Raw genomic sequence first — 21,665 nt, 5'->3', positions numbered from 1 at the left:
TAGTCCGATTGGTATAAGGACAGTGACATTTAGCCTTTTCACGGCCGTTTAAAATGCAAAAAGGCGACTCGAAAGTCGCCTTTTACTAAACCAAGTTTTTGGCTAATGCTTACTTAGAGATGTGAGCAATTAGGTCAAGAACTTTGTTTGAGTAACCGATTTCGTTGTCGTACCAAGATACAACTTTAACGAATTTGTCAGTTAGAGCAACACCAGCTTTAGCATCGAATACTGAAGTTTGTACTTCACCGATGAAGTCTTGAGATACAACTTGATCTTCAGTGTAACCAAGAACGCCAGCCATTTCGCCTTCAGAAGCTTCTTTCATTGCAGCACAGATTGCTTCGTAAGATGCAGCTTCTTTAAGGTTAACAGTTAAGTCAACTACAGAAACGTTAGCAGTTGGTACGCGGAAAGCCATACCAGTTAGTTTGCCGTTTAGTTCTGGAAGAACAACGCCTACAGCTTTAGCAGCACCAGTTGAAGATGGGATGATGTTTTGAGAAGCACCACGGCCACCGCGCCAGTCTTTAGCAGAAGGACCATCTACAGTTTTTTGAGTCGCAGTAGTTGCGTGAACTGTAGTCATTAGGCCAGACTCGATGCCCCACTTGTCGTTAAGAACTTTAGCGATAGGAGCAAGACAGTTAGTAGTACAAGAAGCGTTAGAAACGATGTCTTGACCAGCGTAAGAGTCTTGGTTAACGCCCATAACGAACATTGGAGTTGCGTCTTTAGAAGGACCAGTAAGAACAACTTTCTTCGCACCAGCAGTGATGTGCTGACGTGCAGTTTCGTCAGTTAGGAAGATACCAGTTGCTTCAGCAACAACGTCAACACCAATCTCGTCCCACTTAAGGTCAGTTGGGTTGCGCTCTGCAGTAACGCGTACAGTGTTACCGTTAACGATTAGGTTACCGTCTTTAACTTCAACAGTACCGTTGAAACGACCGTGAGTTGAATCGTATTTTAGCATGTATGCCATGTATTCTACGTCGATTAGGTCATTGATACCTACTACTTCGATGTCATTGCGCTCTACAGAAGCACGGAATACGAAACGACCGATACGGCCAAAACCGTTAATACCTACTTTGATAGTCATTATAGTTGCTCCACAACTTATTTTTTTCGATTGAAAGATAACTTGGTAGTAAAATTACAAAACTAAGCGCCGAATCGCAAGCCGAAATTGCGGTTAACTTGTCTAACATCAAAAAAATGTTAGAAACTTACATACCGAATAACGAGTTGTTCACCTTCAGCTGTCGTATTTGTACACAGACCAAGCTGATTCCTGAAATAGACACTTGATATACAGGCTTTAACAAGTGTCGAGAATGTCACAAAGTATGTGCTACAAACCGCTACATTTGCAAGTTTTGTTTTAACAATCTACAGCCGCGATGATTTACGACATCATTTTAATCGTAAGACTAGATATTAGTGCGTGTTTTATGAGTGAATGTGTACACAGCTGGTTGAGATGATTTCCATCAAAAGTTGAGCCAGCAGTAGAGAAAACGGTATACTCGCTGTGATTTTAAAAGGATGCAAAACCATGAAAAAAACAGAGCAACAATGGCGCGAACAATTAAGTGATGAAGAGTATCACGTTTGTCGAGAGCAAGGCACTGAAGCCCCGTATAGCGGTACTTTACTGCACAATAAAAACAGTGGTGTTTATCACTGTACCTGCTGTCGTGCACCGCTGTTTGTATCTGATAACAAATACGATTCGGGTTGTGGTTGGCCAAGTTTTGATAAGGCCATTGACGACCAGGCAATTCGTTATATTAAGGACATGAGCCATGGCATGATCCGCACTGAGATCCGATGTGCGAAATGTGATAGCCATTTAGGGCATGTGTTTGAAGATGGCCCTCAAGACACCACAGGCCAACGTTTTTGCGTTAATTCAGTGTCATTAAAATTCGATACCAAAGAGCAATGATGCACGAGATTTAAAAACGTATTAACCCCCAATGCTTGTTGTCAGCATTGCCTCTAAATTTAGAGGCTTTGCAGATACGATTGTGAAGGTAAAAGGGCGGTGTTGTAAGTGCCTTTTTGTAAGTGAGTTACAATTTCTGCTGCTTTTTGGTCCAAAAACGCTTTTTTCTGTTCGTTGAACGAATAATAGACAGCAAGAGTGCGGTCATCTGAAACCGGTAATTTGAAACTTCGCCCAACGATCGCCCACATATACGCCATTTCTATATTACCCGCGGTTTGATGAATACTCGCCAGCGATTGAATGATGCGATTGTCGACCTTGTCTTTGCCAGTTAAGTCTAGGGCTTTATTCAATATCGCCAACGTATGCTCAGGATCTCTATTGCTGTAATAGGTGGCCAGGTAATATTGCAGAGTTGGGGTATTGAGTTGTCCTGTAGGCTCAAGCTGTAAAAATTTGCGCTTTGCGTGATCATCGCCATGAGTCCACAAGAAATAGTAGATATAGGGGTCGTCAATTTCTTGCATTACCGTGGTAAGCCGCTTTTGTTCGTTGTAGCTGTATTGCAATGCATTGAAGCGATTTTGTGATTGAGCGGTAGTTTTCAGTGCACGAATTTGCGCCGCCAGCGTCAGGCATCGCTGATAGTCCGCCAGCATTTCATATTCTGTAATGAGTTTTAGATCGTCAGGCTTTTTCAACATGTCATAACGGTGCCAGATAAGATCGGTTCGTTGCACCCTGCATTTGCCGTCGTTAATGTTGAGCTGTTCACACTCTAAGCTTGGATTACTATTACACAAACCCTCTGTGTTTAAACGACTTTCGAAACAACCGCTTAAAGTGAATGCAAGCATAGCTAAAAGCATGCAGCGGAAGGTTAATGCAAATGGTTTCATTGTTTAGTGATGCTCCTAATCCCAAGCACTGTGATCCGTATGCTTGTGTATCGGCGAGCAATTGCGTAACTTGAGCAAAATGTGCCACAAGGAGTTGTAACGGCAAATGAATAAACAACAATTAATTGAATCGATCACACCTGAAGCTTATGACCGACTGCTGTTTGCGGTGGAAACAGGACGTTGGCCTGAAGGAACTGAGCTGACTAAAGAGCAGCGTGATCATTGCATGCAGGCAGTAATGTTGTACCAGTCTGTACACAATGAGAATCCGCAACACATGTCTGTTGCGACCGATGGTGAGATAGCCTTTAAATCCAAAGCAGAACTTAAACAGCAGTTTGTTCCTCAGCAAAGCATCGATGTGCAAGAGTTAGATTAACCTAAATTGCCGCTAACGTATTAAGAGCGCCTGAGTATGGTTATTGATCATGCCCAGGCGTTTTCACTTTAACTCAGTTGTTGTTGGGTTATCATCGCTCACGTTAGGTTTGAGTTAACTATTGAGTTAAAGGCTCATTTCTCCACGCATATCTTTTTGCATGGCCGTTTTGATGTCAGTGTAACTAAGCCCTTTACTTAATAGGAAATGGAGCTTAGCCAGCGCTGCTTCAGAGGTCATATCATAGCCACTTATCACCCCTGCATCGGCAAGCGCACACCCTGTCGCATATCCGCCCATATTGACTTTACCCGCTAAGCACTGGGTTAGATTAATCACAATCACCCCACGCTCTGAGGCTTCTTTTAGATGACCCAATAGTTCTGGATTTTGCGGTGCATTACCCACCCCAAAAGTAAGCAGTATCATCGCATTCACGGGCTGGCGAAGCGTATTACGGATCACTTCATGGGAAATCCCAGGGTACATGGTGATCACACCAATCGGTTGGGGAGTGATGGAGTGAAGCTTTAACGGTCCAACAGGGAGTTTATTGATTTCAGTAAACGGAGAGAGTTGGATGTTAATGCCGGCCTCGAGCAATGCAGGCAAATTCGGTGAGGTGAACGCTTTAAATCCATCCGCATGGCTTTTAGTGCTGCGATTACCGCGCATCAGCTGATTATTAAAAAACAGCGTAACCTCATTAATAGGGTAGTTCGCTGCAATATGCAGTGCGTTTAGCAGGTTCGCTTGCCCGTCTGAGCGCAATTCTGCCAGAGGAATTTGAGAGCCGGTGACAATGATAGGCTTGCTTAAGTTTTCAAACATGAATGACAGCGCCGAGGCAGTGTACGCCATGGTATCAGTGCCATGTAAAATAACGAATCCATCGTACTTGTCGTAATTTTTATGGATGTCATTGGCGATCTGTTGCCAATCGTCAGGAGACATGTCTGAAGAGTCGATCAGCGGTTGATATTCATGAATGGTGTATTCAGGCATTTCTGGTCGGTGAAACTCTGGCATGGCCGCCAGTTGCTTCTCCATAAAACCAGCCACAGGCACATAGCCTTGTGACGATTTTTGCATACCGATTGTGCCGCCTGTGTAGGCGATATAGATGTGCTTGCGACTCATTTCAGTAACTCTTTTGAGTGGTTTTTTAACTTGTCGCAAGTATACGCAGAAAATTCTAAAAATTAACTGTTTTGTCCAATTAGCCAGGTTGTTTGACGCGCTTATTTCCAAACGCGATCAATAGTGGGTGCAGCAATCGAGAGGACTTGCAATTAGAGCCCATGTTGGTTCAAAAAAAGATCCACACAATCTTTCAAATACTCTTTTCTCTGTGCGTCCGTCTGCTGCGAGTCCTGTCCGACCATTGCCCAATAAACGGCTTTCCCATGGAACATCATGATCAATTGCACTGCGGATTCGTGGGCATCAAGGGATAGAGTAATGCGTTGCTGTTTTTGCTTAACCTCTAAATAGCTCGCAAGAGATGCGATCGTCGGCTTTGGTCCCGAGTTTAGATAGGACGCTCCAATTTGAGGTGTGTGAGTCGCTTGGCCAACGGCATTGCGAAACACCTGAAGCACTTGAGGTTCGAGCATCATCGATTGAAAGCGCATAGCAAATGACAGCAGTACCTCAGAAATAGGTGCATCTAAATCAAAGGCTTCTTGGTCAACTTGCCTTTCAATACAACGCGATTGAACACAGGCCTCAAACAACGCATCTTTATTTTGAAAATGAGAATACACGGTCTGTTTTGAGACTCCGGCTGCTTTAGCAATCTGCTCCATATTCACGTTGTACCCGTGATGCATAAATAGTTGACCGGCGGCACTCAGTATAAGTGTTCGTTTTTCTTGGCTTTTTGGCTTCATCCGTGGTGCTTTCCTAATGGGTGAAATGATATGTTACTAAAATCAAACTAGACCGTCTAGTCTAGTTATGGTACTTGTAGTTATCCGCCTTGGAAAGGAAGCCATCATGAAGCGTTTATTGTCGAGTTATCCCCTCATTGTTTTATTAGTTGCTCTTGTTGGATGTAAAGGAGCCCAGCCTAATTCATCACAACGAGTAGCCACACCGATATCCGTAGAAACCATATCGGTAAAGACAATGCCTCACTATGAGATAGAGCGAGAGTATGTGGGACAGGTGAGACAAACTCAGCGCGCAACCTTAGGGTTTGAACTCGGTGGTAAAATCACCGCTATTTATGCGGACGTTGGAGATAGCGTTAAAAAAGATACGCCACTACTTCAATTGGACACTCAGTTTATTGAAAACGAAAACATGGAGTTGAAAGCGCAGCAAGATGAAGTTGTAGCACAACTAGCTTTGACCAATACCACCTTACGTAGGCAAAAACAGCTAAAACAAAAAGGGTTTAGTGCGGACGCCGAAATAGATTCACTCAATAGCCAAGTCTTGGTGTTGAAAGCAAAATTGGCGCGCATAGAAGCAGCGCTTAATAATACTCTGCTAAAGCTAAAAAAATCGACCATCTACGCCCCGTATGATGGTGTGATTGCGCAGCGTTATGTGTCAATGGGTGATGTAGTGAATGTAGGGGCGTCGACAATGACTCTACTCTCGAGCGCGCATCAGGAAGTCGTTATCGGTGTGCCTATTAGTGTCGTACCTTTAGCCAAACAACAATCGCCCATTACCATTACCGTCGGTGAGCAAGAGTGGACAGCCACACTACTTAATGCCGCGCCAAATCTTGATGCACACTCACGAACTGTGAGCTTGCGATACCAGCTTCCCGAAAACAGCCATACGCTAGAAAAAGAGTTGGCGCACATCAGCCTTGCGCAGGTTATCCAGCAGCCAGGCGCTTGGGTACCCATATCTGCTCTTTCAGGTGGTGTACAAGGACTGTGGAATGTGTTGGTCGTGAACAACGTGGAGATGGTTGAACGTAGAACCGTCACAGTTGAACATGTGACCGGCACCCAAGCCTATGTCTATGGTGAGCTCTTTGACCAAGAAAAGGTGATATCGACAGGATTGCATCGTGTGGTCGCCGGACAGAAGGTTCTGGCAATCAACACCAGCGAAAAGGTGGTAAACGATGACTTTTTATAGCGCTATCACTAACCCGAGGTTATTAGTTTTATTATGCGGATTACTCTGTGTCAGTGGTTTGGTTGCCGTTAATGACCTTCCAAGGGCTGAAGATCCTTTAATCAGCAACCGTTTTGCGACAGTCACCACCACTTACACAGGAGCAAGCGCTGAAAGAGTCGAAAAGCTCGTCACCGAAGTCGTCGAGAATAAATTGTCCGAGTTGTCTGAGGTTAAGACCATCTCTTCAACATCGCGCCCTAACATCTCAATCATCACGATCGAGCTGCATGACGAAATAGTAGAGCCAGAGCCGGTCTGGACATTAGCAAGAAACAAACTTAGAGATGTTCAACGACAGCTACCTAGCCAAGCGTCGACGCCCAACTTAGACAGTGATCGAACCTATGCTTTTACCACGATTGCGGCACTAAAATGGCGAGGTGATAGTGAGATAAATCCATTAGTTTTAGGCCGCTACGCGAATGAGTTAGCGACGCGATTAAGAATGCAGCCAGGAACGGAATTTGTTGACGCCTATGGTATTCCCCAAGAAGAGATTAACGTGGAACTTAATTTGGCTGAAGCTGCAGCGCTCGGGCATTCTCCAGTAACACTGTCTGGCTTAATCGCAAACAGCGATACCAAAATCGCCTCAGGTCAGTTAGTTAATTCGCACGCTGTTTACGGCATTGAAGTGGACTCAAACCTTGATTCGGCGCAAAGCATAGGGAATATCATTGTCCATTCAGATCAGAGTGGCCATACCGTCGAGTTACGCGATATCGCCTCAGTGCGAAGAACAATGAGTTCACCAACGTCAGAGCTCGCATTGGTTGATGGTGACACCAGTGTATTGGTCGCGGCTCGTATGCAACCATCATTACGTGTTGACCATTGGACCAACAATGTACAGCAAGTAATAGCTCGATTTGAGCAGACCCTGCCACAAGAGATAGAGCTGGAAATTGTTTTTAGTCAGCAGCCCTACACAGAACAAAGGCTAATCGATCTAGTCCAAAGTCTACTGTTAGGTTTGGGGTTAGTTGTCTCGGTATTATTGGTTACCTTGGGCTATCGAGCTGCGCTATTGGTGGCAGCAGCGCTTCCGTTAACGACGCTGCTCACCCTGAGTATGATGAAAGTGACAGGGCTACCCATTAATCAAATGTCGGTAACGGGGTTGATCGTCGCCCTTGGGATCATGGTGGACAATGCCATTGTGATGGTCGACACCATTCAATCCTATCGCCATAAAGGAAAAGGTCGATTGGAGGCAATGCGTCTAGCGATTCGTCACCTTGCGATCCCACTATTAGGTTCAACATTGACAACGGTTTTGGCCTTTACACCTATTATGCTGATGCAGGGGGCAACAGGTGAGTTTGTTGGGGCCATCGCTGCGACGGTATCTTTTTCATTGGTGGGGTCTTATATCATTTCGCACACCATAATTGCCGGACTTGCCTGTCACTTTCTAACCGGTAAAGCCTCGTCTGACACCTGGTATGTTAACGGACTACGAGTCAAAGCCCTTTCTAAATCTATGTCTAGAGCTATTCAATTTGCGGTTTTGAAACCTAAATCGGCCATCATCTGTGTGGCGCTGGTCTCCATGACAGGGTATTGGAGCCTTACTCAGTTGACCGAGCAGTTTTTCCCACCGTCCGATCGCGATATGTTTGAAGTCCAGCTCTATTTGCCAACTCAAACCAGCATCGAAGCGACTGAGACAGTAACCCGTGAAGTAAACCGTTTAATACACCAACATGTGGGCGTCGAGCAGGTCAGTTGGTTGGTTGGAGCCAGCTTTCCTTCTTTTTATTACAATCTCCAATCCTCGCTTCGCGATGCACCCTATTATGCGCAAGCCATGGTAAAGGTTGTCGATGTTGAAGTCGCAAATCACCTGATTCCGACATTACAAAAGCAACTTAACACTGAGATCCCAGAGGCTCAGATATTAGTCAGAAAGCTAGAACAAGGGCCTCCGTTTACCGCTCCCATTGAATTAAGGATCTATGGCGAAGACTTACATCAAATCAAATTAATAGGTGAAGATATTCGATTGATGCTATCGCGCTTAGACCACGTTACGCACACACGCGAAACGCTTCAGCCAGGAGTCCCTGATGTTCACATAGAGTTTGATCAAAGTACCTTGCAATTAAACCAGTGGTCCATGAGTCAGATGAGTCAATGGTTGCAGACAACGTTAGTGGGTATAGACAGTGGCCACGTCGTGGAAGGGGCTCAATCTGTACCGATTCGAGTTCGTATCGCTGACGGGCTCAGGCAAAGTGATGAGCAACTAGGCAATTTAATTTTGCCTCTGACAGCAGAGTCAGAGCATCTCGGTGTGAGTCTTTCGTCGATAAGTTCGCGCACTTTAACGTCGAACCACGGTGCAATTACTCGCCGCAATGGAGAAAGGGTCAATACGATTGAAGCCTATTTAGAAGCTGATACGTTGCCACAAGAGGTGCAACAAAAAGTGCAACGCGCATTGCAGGACATAGCGTTGCCGGCCAGTGTGTACATTGAATTTGGCGGTGAGTCTGCGCAGCGCAATGAGTCAGTAAATAGTCTTGTCTCCAACATTATGCTGGTGGTTGTGTTAACCATACTTGTGGTGGTAATGGCTTTTAACTCATTTCGATTTAGTTTACTCATTTTTATGGTGGCGGGGCTAGCAGGTGGCTTAGCGATATTGTCCGTGTACGTGTTTGGCTATCCTTTTGGGTTTACCGTAATCATTGCTATGTTGGGTGTAATTGGATTAGCCATTAATGCCGCTATTGTGATTTTGGCAGAACTGAAAGCAACGCCTAACGCGATGGCTGGGGATATTGACTCAATCGTCGGTGCGGTGATGATGTGCACCAGGCACATTGTTTCGACTACCATCACGACGGTTGGTGGCTTTATGCCGCTCATTTTAGCTGGGGGAGGATTTTGGCCTCCGTTTGCGATTGCCATTGTAGGAGGGACGGTTTTGACGTCGATCGTTTCATTCTTTTTTGTACCGGCAGGGTTTGTGATACTGACGCGTAGTAGAGTAAGGCCGGACAACGGACCAGCAGTAAACGATGTCTTAGTGAATAATTGATGTAATACGAATCAAAGCAATTATCTGACCATTTAATGACTTCGATTGGTATTAGAGCACTATCAAATAAAAAGGGAGTGCATTTGCACTCCCTCCCTAGTTAAGCCGGTAGTCGGTTATTCAACGCTACAGGTTAAACACATCGCATACACGCCGCGCGGATCGTTGAGCTGATTCACCAAACTGAGGTCAGATTGTATCTGTGACACTTGTGGTAGCAATGCCGCAGGGATCCATTGTTGAATATCTGCACCTAGCCATGATTGGGCGTCACCAAAGAACTGTAGGAAAAACTCCTGCGCTGGAGTAAGCGGTTCTTGGACCCAACTGAGGTTGTATTCATCAAGCTCTGCCAGTTCAGCGGCAAGTTCGACGGCAAAGTCAAAGTCACCAATTTCATCGACTAGTCCGTGCTCTTTAGCATCAACACCTGTCCATACGCGGCCTTGCGCTACGGCGTCAACAGCGGCAATGTCCATATCACGAGCATCTGCTACCAGCCCTGTAAATCGTCCATAACCATGTTCAATGCCCATTTGCATGGCAGCTTGGGCACCTTTGTTTAGACCCGTCGCTACGCCTGCACCACTAAATGGAGAGGTGCCGACACCATCGGTATGAATACCTAAGGATTTGAAACTGTTTTCAAAGGTAGTGATCACACTGAAAATTCCGATAGAGCCAGTCAGTGTTGTAGGCTGAGCAACAATTTTATCGGCGTTCATCGAAATCCAATAGCCACCAGAGGCCGCCAAGCTGGACATGGAAACTACCACTGGTTTTCCAGCAGCTCTTAACGACACCACTTCGTTGCGGATGACTTCTGAGGCGAACGCGCTACCTCCTGGGCTATCTACACGAAGTACTACCGCTTTAACATCATCATCTAAGCGCGCTGCACGAAGTTGTGCGGCCGTCGTGTCGCCGCCCACATTTCCACGCTGCTCTTTGCCGTCCATAATTGCACCGCGCGCAACCACAATGGCAATGTCACTGTCGGCCGTCTGTGGTGGCACTTTGACGCGATTAAGGTAGCTATAGTAGCTAACGTGGTTATAACTGTTGTGATCGTCGCTACCAAAGGCATCTATCATAACCGCTAATCGCTGATCTCTCGTCGCGAGCATATCCACAAGGTCAAGCTTCTTAGCAAGTGCAGCAAGATCTCCACCGACACTTTCGAAATCGGCCAAGAAGCTTTCCATACTAGGGTTAAGAACTTCAGCATCAATTTGTCGATTGGTGGCCACATCATCAACGTAGGCGCCCCAGAGTTGACTTAACCAGCGCGACGCAGACTGCTTTGCTTCATCAGACATGTCGGTGCGCAAAAACGGTTCGACCGCTGATTTGTAGGTGCCTACACGAAATACGTGGGTAGTGACGTCCAGCTTTTCCAATAACTCTTTGTAGTAAAGAGTGTAACTGCTGTAGCCCTTGAGTAGCACGCCGCCATCGGGTGCCAGCATGATTTTGTCTGCATAGCTGGCTAAGTAATACTGGCTTTGATTGTAAAAGTCACTGGACGCAAACACCGGTTTTCCAGATGCCTTAAATTCGTTAATCGCTTTTGCAATATAACGAAGTTTGGTGAGGTTGGTTTCGGGCATTTGCTTAAGCACCAGTACCAATCCACTGATGCTGTCATCGTCGGCCGCGTGGCGAATGGTCTCGGCAATTTCAAACAGCACATTTTCCTTTGGCATGTCTCGACCAAGTACCGAATCTGAGAGACTGTCCATTGGATTGACGTAGGTGCGCTGCTCGACGATGGGGCCAGATAGGTTTAGTACCAATGCAGAGGGAGTGACGTCTTCAATGGGTTGCGCAGTGGGATCTTGTTGATATTGAATAAAGGTGTGGTAAAGCACCCCAATTACAAATAAAAAGAAGAGGTTAACCACCAGCAACCGAATAATGTTGAGAGTGTTCAGTAAGAACTTGAATACTTTACCGATAAACTTGAACAGCTTAATCATTCGATTCCCTTTAACTGTATGAATTCAAGGATTTGATTTAACAATCCTACGTCAATGCTCTCATAATTCAAACTGTAGATTGATGTTTGTTGCATTTATGTAAACAACTGTTTGAAATTTGAAGCAACAATGATATCGTGGTCAGACCAGAATAATAATGACAATACGCGTAATGGACTACTCCAAACCGCATTCCCTTGAGCCAATTCTAGCCAGTGGTTGTGAGTAGTGGATTACAGTAATTGATACCAAAAATGGATGGAAACAACGATGTACCCACACCTACTTGAGCCACTGGATTTAGGATTTACCCAACTGCGTAACCGCGTATTAATGGGGTCAATGCATACTGGACTTGAAGAACATAAAGAAGGGCTTGGAAAGCTGGCGGCCTTTTATGCTGAGCGTGCAAGAGGCGGTGTCGGCCTGATTGTTACCGGAGGTTTTTCCCCTAATTTACGTGGCCGCTTGCACCCGCTAAGCGCCGAGTTTAGTAAGCCCAAACACGCTAAAGCGCACCAAGTGGTCACAGAGATGGTGCATGAAAATGGTGGGAAGATCTGTTTACAGTTATTGCATGCAGGTCGTTATGCGATGCATCCATTTGCGCAAAGCGCGTCTAGCATGAAAGCGCCCATTTCTCGTTTTGCACCTAGCGAAATGAGCGATAAACAAATTAAAAAAACCATCGACGCTTTTGCAAATAGTGCGCAACTGGCGCAATTAGCGGGTTACGATGGTGTTGAGATTATGGGCTCAGAAGGCTATTTGATTAACCAGTTCATCTGTCAACGCACCAACAAGCGTTACGACGAGTGGGGCGGTACCTATAAAAAGCGCATCCGCTTGGCACTAGAAGTGGTTAAATCTGTGCGTAAAGCGGCTGGAAAAGAGTTTATTATTATTTTCCGTTTATCGATGTTGGACCTTGTAGAAGAAGGCAGCACATTAGACGAAGTGATTTACCTTGCTAAAGCGCTAGAAGATGCGGGCGCGACCATTATCAATACGGGTATAGGTTGGCACGAAGCCAAAATCCCAACCATCGCTACGCAAGTTCCAAGAGGCGCGTTCTCTTGGGTTACCGAAAAAATAAAGCCCCATGTCAATGTACCAGTTATTGCAACAAACCGTATTAATACCCCTGAAGTTGCGGAAGAGATATTGGCAAGCGGGAAGTCCGATATGATTTCAATGGCAAGGCCATTTTTAGCTGATCCTGATTTTGTGAATAAAGCGGCCAACCAACAGTCGCATCTCATCAATACCTGCATTGGGTGTAACCAAGCGTGCTTAGACAATGTGTTTAAAGGAAAGCGCGCAAGCTGTTTAGTCAACCCGCGCGCTTGTTATGAAACCGAAATCCCTATTACCCAAGTTACTCAAAAGAAGCGAGTCGCCGTCATCGGTGCAGGTCCTGCTGGACTCTCTGCGGCAACCACTGCTGCCGAGCGCGGCCATGAAGTGGACTTGTTTGAAAAAAGCGATCGCATTGGTGGCCAGTTCCGCTTGGCGATGCAGATTCCAGGCAAAGAAGAGTTCCGCGAAACGATTCGTTATTTTGCCAACATGCTCGATGAGACTGGGGTGAACCTTAAACTCGATACGGAGGCGACTCTTGATACGCTCAAAGAGTATGACGAAGTGATCATGGCGTCGGGCGTTGAGCCTCGTAAAGTCAATTTAGAGGGTCTTGAAGGCAGTGATAAGGTGATTGACTATCAAACGTTGATCCGAGAAAAGACACCAACAGGTAATAAAGTCGCCATTATGGGTGCAGGCGGCATCGGCATAGATGTTGCCACCATGCTCACTGAACCTAAAGGCCATGACCTAGATGACTGGCTACACGAGTGGGGCATCGACAAGCAAATTGAACATCCTGGTGGTTTGTTCCCATTCCCTGACGAAGAGACAGACCTTACGGTTTGGGTCATGCAGCGTCGTAAAGGGCGTGTCGGTAAAGGGCCAGGTAAAACCACAGGCTGGATCCATAAGCGCACCTTAGAAAAGCGCGGCGTGAACCTAATTGGTGGCGTGCAATACAAGAAGGTCGATGATCAAGGCTTGCATATTGTGAACGGAACCGGAGATAGACTACTGGACGCTGATTCTGTGATTGTCTGCGCGGGTCAAACGTCGGTGAGACCGTTTGAGTCACAATGGGCAGAGCTTGGTGATAAACTGCATGTGATTGGTGGCGCAAAAGAAGCTGGTGAATTGGATGCAGTACGCGCAATTCGTCAAGGGATGGAAATCGCAGTTAAAATATAATCGTAACTGTGATAACGTTAATGAAAATCATTCTTAGTTTGTGCTGACCATGTTGGCACACCAATATGGACGTTGTATGGAAGGATTGGATTTACTGCTTAATCGTCGCTCAATTGCTAAACTGAGCGAGCCCGCGCCCGACGGTGAGGCGCTAGAAAACATATTGCGTGCGGGCTTACGCGCACCCGATCATGGCAACCTTACCCCTTGGCAATTCATTATTGCTAAAGGTGATGGTCTTAAAAGATTGGCCAATGTGTTGGTGGACGCCGCTGAAGCTGAAAATAGCGAACCAGAGGTGATTGAAAAGCTTGCGAAAGCGCCATTTAGAGCACCTATGGTTATCACTGTGGTTGCCAAAGTCACCGAGCACCCTAAGGTTCCTGCGTTAGAGCAACATTTGTCGGCGGGTTGCGCGGCCCATGCGATGCAAATGGCAGCCGTTGCTCAAGGCTTTCAGGCGTTTTGGCGCTCTGGTCCGTGGATGTTCAGTCGCCACGTGCACGATGGATTACAATTGGCCGCTACCGATCAAATCGTTGGTTTTTTGTATCTAGGAACAGCGGGTTGCACGCCGTTAAAAGTGCCGGAGCGTGACCTCAGTCAGTTCGTTGATTATTTGTAGCTGTATATATTCACAGTTATTTGATTATAATAGGCCTTCCACATGGAAGGCCTTTTTTATGACACGACTCTATATTGCAGAAAAACCCAGTCTTGGTCGCGCGATTGCTGATGCGCTACCAAAACCGCACTCAAAACAAAATGGGTATATCCAGTGCGCAGATGGTTCTGTGGTCACTTGGTGCATCGGACACTTATTAGAGCAGGCCGATCCAGATGAATATGACAGTCGCTACAAAAAATGGAACAGTGCTGACTTACCCATTGTTCCAGACCAATGGATATTAAAGCCTCGAAAAACCTCCTCAAAGCAACTGACGGTCGTGAAAAAGCTGATTAAATCCAGCAATGAAATCATTCACGCAGGCGACCCTGACAGAGAAGGGCAGCTGTTAGTCGATGAAGTGATCGATTATTGCAAAGTGCCTAAAGCAAAAAAGCAGACTATCTCTCGTTTACTCATCAGTGACTTAAACTTAAGCGCAGTCAAAAAAGCCCTATCGCAACTTAAAAGCAATCAAGAGTTTGTACCACTATCGGTGTCGGCTTTAGCGCGCTCACGCGCAGATTGGCTTTATGGGATGAACATGACACGTGCGTATACGTTGCTTGGTCAAAAAGCGGGTTATCAAGGTGTGCTGTCAGTGGGCCGTGTGCAAACTCCGGTCTTGGGTTTGGTGGTACGAAGAGACCAAGAAATAGAAAATTTTGTGGCAAAAACCTATTACACCCTTGAGGCGCATGTTGCCGTAGATAATCCAAGTGGTACGGTGATCGCTAAGTGGAAGCCCAGTAAAGCCTGTGAAGCGTGGCAAGACGAAGAAGGGCGGGTGTTGAACCGTCAATTGGTTGAGCATGTGGCAAAAAAAATCGCCAACCAGCCAGCGACGGTGACACTCACTGAACACAAAACCAGCAAGCAAAATGCACCGTTGCCTTACTCGTTATCAGCATTGCAAATTGACGCGTCCAAGCGCTTTGGCATGAGTGCTCAGCAAGTTCTCGATACCTGTCAGGGGTTGTATGAGAAACACAAGTTAATCACTTATCCTCGTTCCGATTGTCGTTATTTACCGAAAGGGCATTTTAGCGAAGCAAGTAGCGTACTTTCCGCAATCAGCAATAATAGCCAGCCGCTTCAAAGCGCCGTACAAGGTGCGAATACCGCGCTGCGTTCAAAAGCGTGGAATGACGCTAAGGTCGAGGCGCACCACGCGATTATTCCAACCAGTAAGTCTTTAAGAAGTGCGACTTTAGGTAAAGATGAGGCTAATGTGTATCAGCTTATCGCGAGACAGTACTTGATGCAGTTTTATCCGGCCGCTGAGTACGCCGAAGCTCGACTGGGGTTTGAAATCGAAGGAGGCGAGTTTACTGCAAAAGGGAAAACCCTGTTGTCCCCGGGATGGCGGTCTCTACTTGAGCGCGCATCAAAACCCCAAAATAGCTCTGCATCTAACGAGCCAGAGAGCGCGTTTATTCCTAAATTATCCGTGGGTAGCGCTCATCTATGTGTTGGTAGTGAATTGAAAGAAAAACTCACAGAGCCGCCAAAGCATTTTACCGAAGCGACGTTACTGCAAGCAATGACGGGCATTTCACGATTTGTGCAGGATACTCAACTGAAAAAGATTCTGCGCGAGACAGACGGGCTAGGCACTGAAGCGACCCGCGCAGGGATACTCGATTTACTGGTAAAGCGAGGGTTAATCAATCGCAAGGGTAAATCGATGCTGTCGACACCTGCCGGACGTGGATTAATTGGTGCGTTACCAGAGCAGTCAACCTTTCCAGACATGACCGCACATTGGGAGCATCAGTTGCAAAATATTGTGGAAAAGAAAGAATCTTATAGCCACTTTATGTTGCCGCTGACCCAATCGTTACAGGCTCTTATTGATCAGAGCAGCAATGGCACAATTCCTGAATCACTCAGGAATTTACCTCCGGCTAATGCCACGTTTAGAAAGAAGCGATCGACCTATAGAAAACGATCATGACGTCATTGTCTTCGTTTGTTTACCAAGGAAGCTCTGTACCGTCATAGTTTAAGAAGCGTCCAGAGTCCTTCCTGCCAGCATTCGCAATAACATTAAAAAGACCAACGGTGGATTGTGCAACGTCAATCAGTGCATTAGGTCCGCCCATATTCGTTCGAACCCAACCTGGGTGTAACGCTAACACAGTGAACCCATCCTTAGACAAATCATTCGACAGACTTTTAACCACCGAATTGAGTGCTGCTTTCGAGGACCGGTAAATATACCCGCCTCCGGAAGTGTTTTCTTGCATAGAGCCAACTTTGGAACTGATACAGACGATCTTTTTGTGCTCGCCTCTTGAAAGGTTTGGCAATAACGCTTCAACCAGCTTTAGTGGTGCAATCGTATTGACCTCAAAGACATGTCGCCACTCTTTTTGGTCCGTTTGACCTAGCCCATAATTTTTGGGGCCGTAGTAGCCTGCGTTGTTGATTAACAGATCGATGTCATTGAGCTCCTCTGCCAATCGCTCCACGGCGGCATAGTCGGTGACATCCAGTTGATGCAGTGACAATTGCGGGTTGGCTGACAACGTGGTGAGTTCACCTGCTTGTTCAAAATCTCGCGCCGTTGCATGAACGCGCCACCCATCTTTTAAGTATTGTTGAACTAACCCTAATCCAATCCCGCGGTTTGCTCCTGTAATAAGTACTTTTGGCATAGAAACTCCTTGTGATGAGAAAGTGGTCGCTAATGAGTAAAAAAGCGCCTTTGCAGGCACTTTTTAATTAGCGTTTTGGTTGAGCATCAATACATTGCCCATTAATGTCTTGGCTTTCTGCCGACATTAAATATAGATATAACGGCATAAGCTCTAAAGGGGTTTTAAGCATATTTGCATCTTCCGCAGGGTAGGCTTGAGCCCGCATGTTAGTGCGAGTTGCTCCTGGATTGATCGCGTTAATGCGTACGTTAGTAATGGACATTTCATCGGCCAGCACTTGCATCATTCCTTCGGTGGCAAATTTTGAGATTGCGTAAGCACCCCATAAGGCACGTCCAGAATGGCCTACAGTGGAGGATGTAAACACAACACGTCCTTGAGGCGCTTTGCGCAGCAGTGGCAGCGCAGCTTGGGTCATAAGAAGTTCGGCTTTTACATTTACCTGCATGAGGTCATCAAAGCTGTCTTCTTCAATATGTTCAAATGGGCCGATCATGCCAAGCAAACTTGCGTTATGAAGAATCCCATCTAGACGACCGTATTCTTGCTCTATGGTGTCGACCATATCGAGATAATTCTGCTTAGACGCACCTTTTAGATCAAGAGGCACGATCGCGGGTTCAGGAAAGCCAGCAGCAACGATCTCATCAAATGTGGCCTCGAGCTTATTAACCGTCTTGCCAAGTAAAATGACTGTTGCGCCATGTTCTGCATAAGACATAGCTGCTTGTTTGCCAATTCCAGCACCGGCTCCGGTCACTAAAATAACGTGGTCTTTTAAGGCTTGGGGCTCAACTTGATAATCCACTCTACTTTTCCTTGTTTATTTCGGTATTATGACGGTGCAATACCTTACACCAAATTGAGTTACTGAGGATACTACATTGGAATTTTTGCTCGACTATGGACTATTTTTGGCCAAAATCGCGACCTTTGTCATCGCTATTATTGTGATTATGGTCATCGCTAAATCGGTCAATTCAAAGGGCGGTCAAAAGGGCAGCCTGAAAATCACTAATTTATCGGAGCAGTATAAGACCAACATCGAACTGATGGAGCATCATCTGCACGATGCATCGTTTATTAAAGCGCGCGACAAGGCTCATAAAAAAGCGGAAAAAGAGAAGCAAAAATCGCGTGATAAAGAGATCAAGCAAGCGGTCAAAGACGGCGGACTAGACGAAAAACGCAAACCGCACCTTTTTGTGCTGGACTTTAAAGGCAGTATCGATGCTAAAGAGGTGGCCCCCCTTCGTGAAGAAATTACCGCAATCTTAGCGGTTGCACGAGAGGGCGATGAAGTCCTTGTTCGATTGGAATCCGGTGGTGGTATGGTCCATGGGTATGGATTGGCTTCGTCTCAGCTCGATCGCATAAAGGCAGCAAAATTGCCGTTAACAATCTCTGTCGATAAGGTTGCGGCAAGTGGTGGATACATGATGGCCTGTGTTGCAGACAAAATTGTCGCAGCCCCATTTGCCATTGTGGGCTCCATTGGTGTTATTGCCCAGCTTCCAAACTTCAATAAGTTACTCAAAAAACACGACATTGAATTTGAGCAGCTGACGGCAGGTGAATATAAGCGAACACTGACTATGTTTGGTGAAAACACCGATAAAGCCAGAGATAAATTCAAGCAAGAGCTTGAAGAGACTCACGGCTTGTTTAAAGACTTTATCGCGCAGCGCCGACCTGATCTTGAATTAGATAAAGTCGCAACAGGTGAGCATTGGTTTGGTACACAAGCAAAAGATCTAGGGCTGGTGGACGACATCACAACCTCTGACGATGTGGTGATAGAAGCCTGTAAAGATAAGACAGTATTAGCGGTTCACTATGTCGAGAAGAAAAAGCTGGCCGATAAAGTGGCCGGTGGCGGCGCTCAATTAGTTGATCGCTCGCTGCTTAAGTTGATTGAACGTGGGCAAAAGCCGATCGTTTAAGATATTTACAGCCTTGGTTTAATATCTTGGGTCTTGCAACAAAGCGCGACCCAAGAAACTTACTGACATAACACTATGGGGTGATTAACCCATAAATGGCACTAAACTACTTAGTAGCTTGTCGAATCTTAGATTTGATCAAATCTTTCGCCGAATAGGCTTTTTGAACGTTATTACTAGATCTAGCGGCAGCGTGTGGGGTGTAATCCACAAGTTTGTAACCGCCGTTATAGGTTAAGTTTTCGACATCTCCAACACCTTGGCATCTAACATTAACCGCCCCCTCAATTACATAGTCATAGTAGTTCCCTCGTTCATACACTACGCAATCGGCAAAGTCATTGTGTGAAGGAAGCGTCGTGAAAATTACAATTGAATTTAAGTTTTTGTAGGTCTCTCCAACGTCGTCCCAAGATGAATCAGTTTCAATGATAGTTTCCGTACTAGCTTCAAGGTATTTTGCACCGGCATTAACGAAACTTGGGTAGTTGGTTAGCTCGTCTATTCTTACAGTTCGAGTTTCCGTAACATTATTTTGGCCGTTGAAGTACGTCCAACTGTAAGTCTCAGTACCATCTAGGTTGTCTATCCATGAACCAGTGTATCTCGCGACTTCTACACCGTCTTCAGTACAAATTTCTTCATAGCTACCTTGTGTAAAGCTTGAGAGGGTTTCTACTTCAGTACAAACATGCTCAACTGTCCAATAATTGCCATCCATATCACTCATATGACGAGTTTGTGTAGATACGTATGTGTATAGGCCTAAGTTTTTTGAATACTTATCCAACTCAATGGTGTTACCACCGGTAGTGCTAGGCAGCGCACTTGAAGCAACTTTTCCATCAGCACCGATAACAGTCGTACCATTTATTTGAATCTGCCCCTCAACGTTGAGCACCGCATTGTTAGCCATTACGGGCATGCTGAATAGTGACGCTAGCGCAACCAAAGTTAATTTTTTATTCATAGTCAATAATTCCATTTATTTAATTGTTAATGATCCCTTAATAACCAGAGCTTCGGCTTTTGATTCGCTACTGGTTAAAGAAAATACTTCATTATTTTTGAGTGTTACGGTTGTCGTCTCGTCGCTTGAAACAGTTATCTGTTCAAGCGTCATTCCTGTCTCTTGATCGACAATGATTTCAGGGTTCTTTTTTAAATCCCCCTGAGTAAAAGAAGCCTGACTCTCGTCTTGCTCTTTTCCACTGTCCGAGCCACCACAACCAGTTAACAACACAATGAATATGCCTAAACTGATCCTTTTCATTTCTATCCCTTTTTTGTAGTGCGTAATGCACCATATGCATTTAAGGGTATACAAGACTGTAAAATCAATTATTGGGTTTTAGAGTTGAGTTTTTACTCACAAAACAAACACTTACCAAGAAAAGTTGTAAGTATTTGTTTCTAATGCATTTATTGTTGTAAATGTAGTGTGGAGCTTAGCGTTTAAGCCGATTCAGCTAGAGACGAGTGAGGGGAATGAGAATTGTTACTAATTGTGTGTGAGGGTTACACTGGCAGTAGTTACCTAAAAACGTAACTGCTGCGCAGTAGACTTGCTGTGTGAGCGTAATTGGATTGAACAATGAGGTAACTTGCAGTTATTGGTTTAGTTCCAACTCGTAAAACCTTACCTTTACAAAATCACCCGCATCCATGCCACGCCACTCACAGGCTGTGCTCGATGCTTTGGTGTTGCATTGGTTGTAAGCACCCGCTTTGTAATACATCCAATCTTGACCATACCCAAGATCGACTTCGTGATCCTGATAGTTGCCCTCGGCTAAATCAACTTGGTAAGTTTTAGTTTCTGCTTTGGGCGTATTAGGGTGCTTGACGAATGTGAGTGTCATGATTGTGCCTTCAACATTGACGTCATAGCTGAATACTTCACCAAGTTTAATACCATCAATAGGGTCCTCATCACCTCGGCGCAGGTCGAATTGCCCAAACACATTGTGACGAATGTCCTGACGAAGCTTTTTGCCTTTGTCATCAACCGCATCTTGTTGCTCTGGGCTTGGGTTTAGCTCATAGGCCCATACTAACGAACCAAATTCGTGCTCTGGCAACTTACGATAAGAGATTTTTAGTGGTTCGTTATGCGAACCATGGATTTGGCCGATCACTACACTAAAAGCACCGTTGTGTGAATGCTTGCCACTGGTACTAACATTATCCACCGAGAGAGTTGCGCTCATTTGACCCCCAATAGCCGCAAACTCGTCCGCATTGTTATGGGTTGCGATAGCAAAGTTGTTGCTTGGTGAGTGCGCTTTGTCGCCCAACATAGCGCGCAATTCACTGCGCGTATTACTACTATTGGGCGTGGTCGGTGCATCATTAGGTGCGACAAACGTCATGGCCCCTGTTTGCGGATCGGTATAGAACCACTTTGGGTGAGAGTAAGATTCGTTAGTACTAGAGAGTTGGTGCTTATTTATCTCTACAGTTTTGCCTTTTCTAGAACCTTCAGTTTCGAGCTCTGGTAAGTTAATTTTCCATTTTGACAGATCGAAATTGTGTGCTGGAGAAACAGTGGCGTCTAATTGTAAATGAGAAATTGAGTCAGAATTGGCATAGGCGAGGCTAGAGGTGAGAAGAGTAACCGCAAAGAGTGGATAAGTGTTCATGTTGTGATTCTTCAGTAGTGAATGATCCTTGATAATATTGTATTACAAATTGGCAAGGTTAGCGGT

General features: G+C 45.6%; 18 protein-coding genes. 8 read left to right on the top strand and 10 right to left on the bottom strand.

Features of this window, described 5'->3' with window-relative positions:
* Nucleotides 1-109 precede the first annotated feature (109 nt).
* On the bottom strand, nt 110-1,105 hold the full coding sequence (gene gap, locus JQC93_RS07405; protein ID WP_084887288.1) for a type I glyceraldehyde-3-phosphate dehydrogenase: 996 nt from the start codon (nt 1,103-1,105) through the stop codon (nt 110-112).
* Between the two features lie 456 nt (nt 1,106-1,561).
* On the opposite strand from gap, the gene msrB reads away from it, so the two are divergent.
* The gene (msrB, locus tag JQC93_RS07400) at nt 1,562-1,954 is read left to right on the top strand and encodes a peptide-methionine (R)-S-oxide reductase MsrB (protein ID WP_205157821.1); all 393 of its coding nucleotides are present in this window, start codon (nt 1,562-1,564) and stop codon (nt 1,952-1,954) included.
* A gap of 59 nt (nt 1,955-2,013) precedes the next feature.
* Here msrB and JQC93_RS07395 read toward each other — a convergent pair whose 3' ends face one another.
* The gene (locus tag JQC93_RS07395; RefSeq protein ID WP_236009389.1) at nt 2,014-2,856 is read right to left on the bottom strand and encodes a DUF2989 domain-containing protein; all 843 of its coding nucleotides are present in this window, start codon (nt 2,854-2,856) and stop codon (nt 2,014-2,016) included.
* A 106-nt stretch (nt 2,857-2,962) separates the two neighbouring features.
* Between JQC93_RS07395 and JQC93_RS07390 the strand changes: the two genes are divergently transcribed.
* Nucleotides 2,963-3,238: a YeaC family protein gene (locus JQC93_RS07390; protein WP_205157820.1), complete on the top strand. Its 276-nt coding sequence runs from the start codon at nt 2,963-2,965 to the stop codon at nt 3,236-3,238.
* Nucleotides 3,239-3,364: 126 nt separating this feature from the next.
* Here the strand turns inward: JQC93_RS07390 and ansA are convergent, their stop codons facing one another.
* Both ansA and JQC93_RS07380 read right to left on the bottom strand, forming a co-directional pair.
* Nucleotides 3,365-4,378 carry an asparaginase gene (ansA, locus tag JQC93_RS07385; protein WP_205157819.1) on the bottom strand — a complete coding sequence of 338 codons (1,014 nt, stop codon included), beginning with the start codon at nt 4,376-4,378 and terminating at the stop codon, nt 3,365-3,367.
* A 152-nt stretch (nt 4,379-4,530) separates the two neighbouring features.
* Complete coding sequence (locus tag JQC93_RS07380; protein ID WP_205157818.1) at nt 4,531-5,130, bottom strand: TetR/AcrR family transcriptional regulator; 600 nt, start codon at nt 5,128-5,130, stop codon at nt 4,531-4,533.
* Between the two features lie 106 nt (nt 5,131-5,236).
* Here JQC93_RS07380 and JQC93_RS07375 point away from each other — a divergent pair, with 106 nt between their 5' ends.
* Nucleotides 5,237-6,343: an efflux RND transporter periplasmic adaptor subunit gene (locus JQC93_RS07375; protein WP_205157817.1), complete on the top strand. Its 1,107-nt coding sequence runs from the start codon at nt 5,237-5,239 to the stop codon at nt 6,341-6,343.
* Nucleotides 6,330-9,431: an efflux RND transporter permease subunit gene (locus JQC93_RS07370; protein WP_205157816.1), complete on the top strand. Its 3,102-nt coding sequence runs from the start codon at nt 6,330-6,332 to the stop codon at nt 9,429-9,431. Before JQC93_RS07375 ends, JQC93_RS07370 begins: the two co-directional genes overlap by 14 nt.
* 116 nt (nt 9,432-9,547) lie before the next feature.
* Here the strand turns inward: JQC93_RS07370 and sppA are convergent, their stop codons facing one another.
* Nucleotides 9,548-11,410, bottom strand: a complete 1,863-nt coding sequence (gene sppA / locus JQC93_RS07365) for a signal peptide peptidase SppA (protein ID WP_205157815.1) — start codon at nt 11,408-11,410, stop codon at nt 9,548-9,550.
* 258 nt (nt 11,411-11,668) lie between these two features.
* On the opposite strand from sppA, the gene JQC93_RS07360 reads away from it, so the two are divergent.
* The 3 genes from JQC93_RS07360 to JQC93_RS07350 all read left to right on the top strand — a co-directional run bounded on the left by JQC93_RS07360 (nt 11,669) and on the right by JQC93_RS07350 (nt 16,308).
* Nucleotides 11,669-13,684, top strand: coding sequence for an NADPH-dependent 2,4-dienoyl-CoA reductase (locus JQC93_RS07360; RefSeq protein ID WP_205157814.1), 2,016 nt, complete (start codon nt 11,669-11,671; stop codon nt 13,682-13,684).
* A 76-nt stretch (nt 13,685-13,760) separates the two neighbouring features.
* Nucleotides 13,761-14,309, top strand: coding sequence for an NAD(P)H nitroreductase (locus tag JQC93_RS07355; RefSeq protein ID WP_205157813.1), 549 nt, complete (start codon nt 13,761-13,763; stop codon nt 14,307-14,309).
* 58 nt (nt 14,310-14,367) lie between these two features.
* Complete coding sequence (locus tag JQC93_RS07350) at nt 14,368-16,308, top strand: DNA topoisomerase III (RefSeq protein ID WP_205157812.1); 1,941 nt, start codon at nt 14,368-14,370, stop codon at nt 16,306-16,308.
* A gap of 19 nt (nt 16,309-16,327) precedes the next feature.
* On the opposite strand, the gene JQC93_RS07345 is transcribed toward JQC93_RS07350, so the two are convergent.
* Nucleotides 16,328-17,011 (bottom strand): SDR family oxidoreductase, encoded by a 684-nt coding sequence (locus JQC93_RS07345; RefSeq protein ID WP_205157811.1) that lies wholly within the window; start codon nt 17,009-17,011, stop codon nt 16,328-16,330.
* A gap of 67 nt (nt 17,012-17,078) precedes the next feature.
* On the bottom strand, nt 17,079-17,822 hold the full coding sequence (locus JQC93_RS07340; RefSeq protein ID WP_205157810.1) for a YciK family oxidoreductase: 744 nt from the start codon (nt 17,820-17,822) through the stop codon (nt 17,079-17,081).
* Nucleotides 17,823-17,898: 76 nt separating this feature from the next.
* On the opposite strand from JQC93_RS07340, the gene sohB reads away from it, so the two are divergent.
* On the top strand, nt 17,899-18,957 hold the full coding sequence (gene sohB / locus JQC93_RS07335; protein ID WP_205157809.1) for a protease SohB: 1,059 nt from the start codon (nt 17,899-17,901) through the stop codon (nt 18,955-18,957).
* Between the two features lie 106 nt (nt 18,958-19,063).
* On the opposite strand, the gene JQC93_RS07330 is transcribed toward sohB, so the two are convergent.
* From JQC93_RS07330 to JQC93_RS07320, 3 genes are all read right to left on the bottom strand, one after another.
* Nucleotides 19,064-19,927: a hypothetical protein gene (locus tag JQC93_RS07330; RefSeq protein WP_205157808.1), complete on the bottom strand. Its 864-nt coding sequence runs from the start codon at nt 19,925-19,927 to the stop codon at nt 19,064-19,066.
* Between the two features lie 15 nt (nt 19,928-19,942).
* Nucleotides 19,943-20,230 (bottom strand): hypothetical protein, encoded by a 288-nt coding sequence (locus JQC93_RS07325; protein WP_205157807.1) that lies wholly within the window; start codon nt 20,228-20,230, stop codon nt 19,943-19,945.
* Between the two features lie 337 nt (nt 20,231-20,567).
* Entirely contained in the window at nt 20,568-21,599 is a 1,032-nt protein-coding gene (locus JQC93_RS07320; protein WP_205157806.1) for a polysaccharide lyase family 7 protein, read from the bottom strand.
* Nucleotides 21,600-21,665: the final 66 nt, after the last annotated feature.

Origin of the sequence: Vibrio ulleungensis, assembly GCF_016900875.1 — a bacterium.
Classification (GTDB): Bacteria; Pseudomonadota; Gammaproteobacteria; order Enterobacterales; family Vibrionaceae; genus Vibrio; species Vibrio ulleungensis.
Note: the sequence above shows the minus strand (reverse complement) of the source record. Positions and strands in the feature narration are given on the sequence as shown.

Excerpts from the sequence above, each read along its gene's own strand:
- gap (WP_084887288.1), bottom strand. The coding sequence starts at position 1,105 with ATGACTATCAAAGTAGGTATTAACGGTTTTGGCCGTATCGGTCGTTTC.
- msrB (WP_205157821.1), top strand. The coding sequence starts at position 1,562 with ATGAAAAAAACAGAGCAACAATGGCGCGAACAATTAAGTGATGAAGAG.
- JQC93_RS07395 (WP_236009389.1), bottom strand. The coding sequence starts at position 2,856 with ATGAAACCATTTGCATTAACCTTCCGCTGCATGCTTTTAGCTATGCTT.
- JQC93_RS07390 (WP_205157820.1), top strand. The coding sequence starts at position 2,963 with ATGAATAAACAACAATTAATTGAATCGATCACACCTGAAGCTTATGAC.
- ansA (WP_205157819.1), bottom strand. The coding sequence starts at position 4,378 with ATGAGTCGCAAGCACATCTATATCGCCTACACAGGCGGCACAATCGGT.
- JQC93_RS07380 (WP_205157818.1), bottom strand. The coding sequence starts at position 5,130 with ATGAAGCCAAAAAGCCAAGAAAAACGAACACTTATACTGAGTGCCGCC.
- JQC93_RS07375 (WP_205157817.1), top strand. The coding sequence starts at position 5,237 with ATGAAGCGTTTATTGTCGAGTTATCCCCTCATTGTTTTATTAGTTGCT.
- JQC93_RS07370 (WP_205157816.1), top strand. The coding sequence starts at position 6,330 with ATGACTTTTTATAGCGCTATCACTAACCCGAGGTTATTAGTTTTATTA.
- sppA (WP_205157815.1), bottom strand. The coding sequence starts at position 11,410 with ATGATTAAGCTGTTCAAGTTTATCGGTAAAGTATTCAAGTTCTTACTG.
- JQC93_RS07360 (WP_205157814.1), top strand. The coding sequence starts at position 11,669 with ATGGAAACAACGATGTACCCACACCTACTTGAGCCACTGGATTTAGGA.
- JQC93_RS07355 (WP_205157813.1), top strand. The coding sequence starts at position 13,761 with ATGGAAGGATTGGATTTACTGCTTAATCGTCGCTCAATTGCTAAACTG.
- JQC93_RS07350 (WP_205157812.1), top strand. The coding sequence starts at position 14,368 with ATGACACGACTCTATATTGCAGAAAAACCCAGTCTTGGTCGCGCGATT.
- JQC93_RS07345 (WP_205157811.1), bottom strand. The coding sequence starts at position 17,011 with ATGCCAAAAGTACTTATTACAGGAGCAAACCGCGGGATTGGATTAGGG.
- JQC93_RS07330 (WP_205157808.1), bottom strand. The coding sequence starts at position 19,927 with ATGAATAAAAAATTAACTTTGGTTGCGCTAGCGTCACTATTCAGCATG.
- JQC93_RS07325 (WP_205157807.1), bottom strand. The coding sequence starts at position 20,230 with ATGAAAAGGATCAGTTTAGGCATATTCATTGTGTTGTTAACTGGTTGT.
- JQC93_RS07320 (WP_205157806.1), bottom strand. The coding sequence starts at position 21,599 with ATGAACACTTATCCACTCTTTGCGGTTACTCTTCTCACCTCTAGCCTC.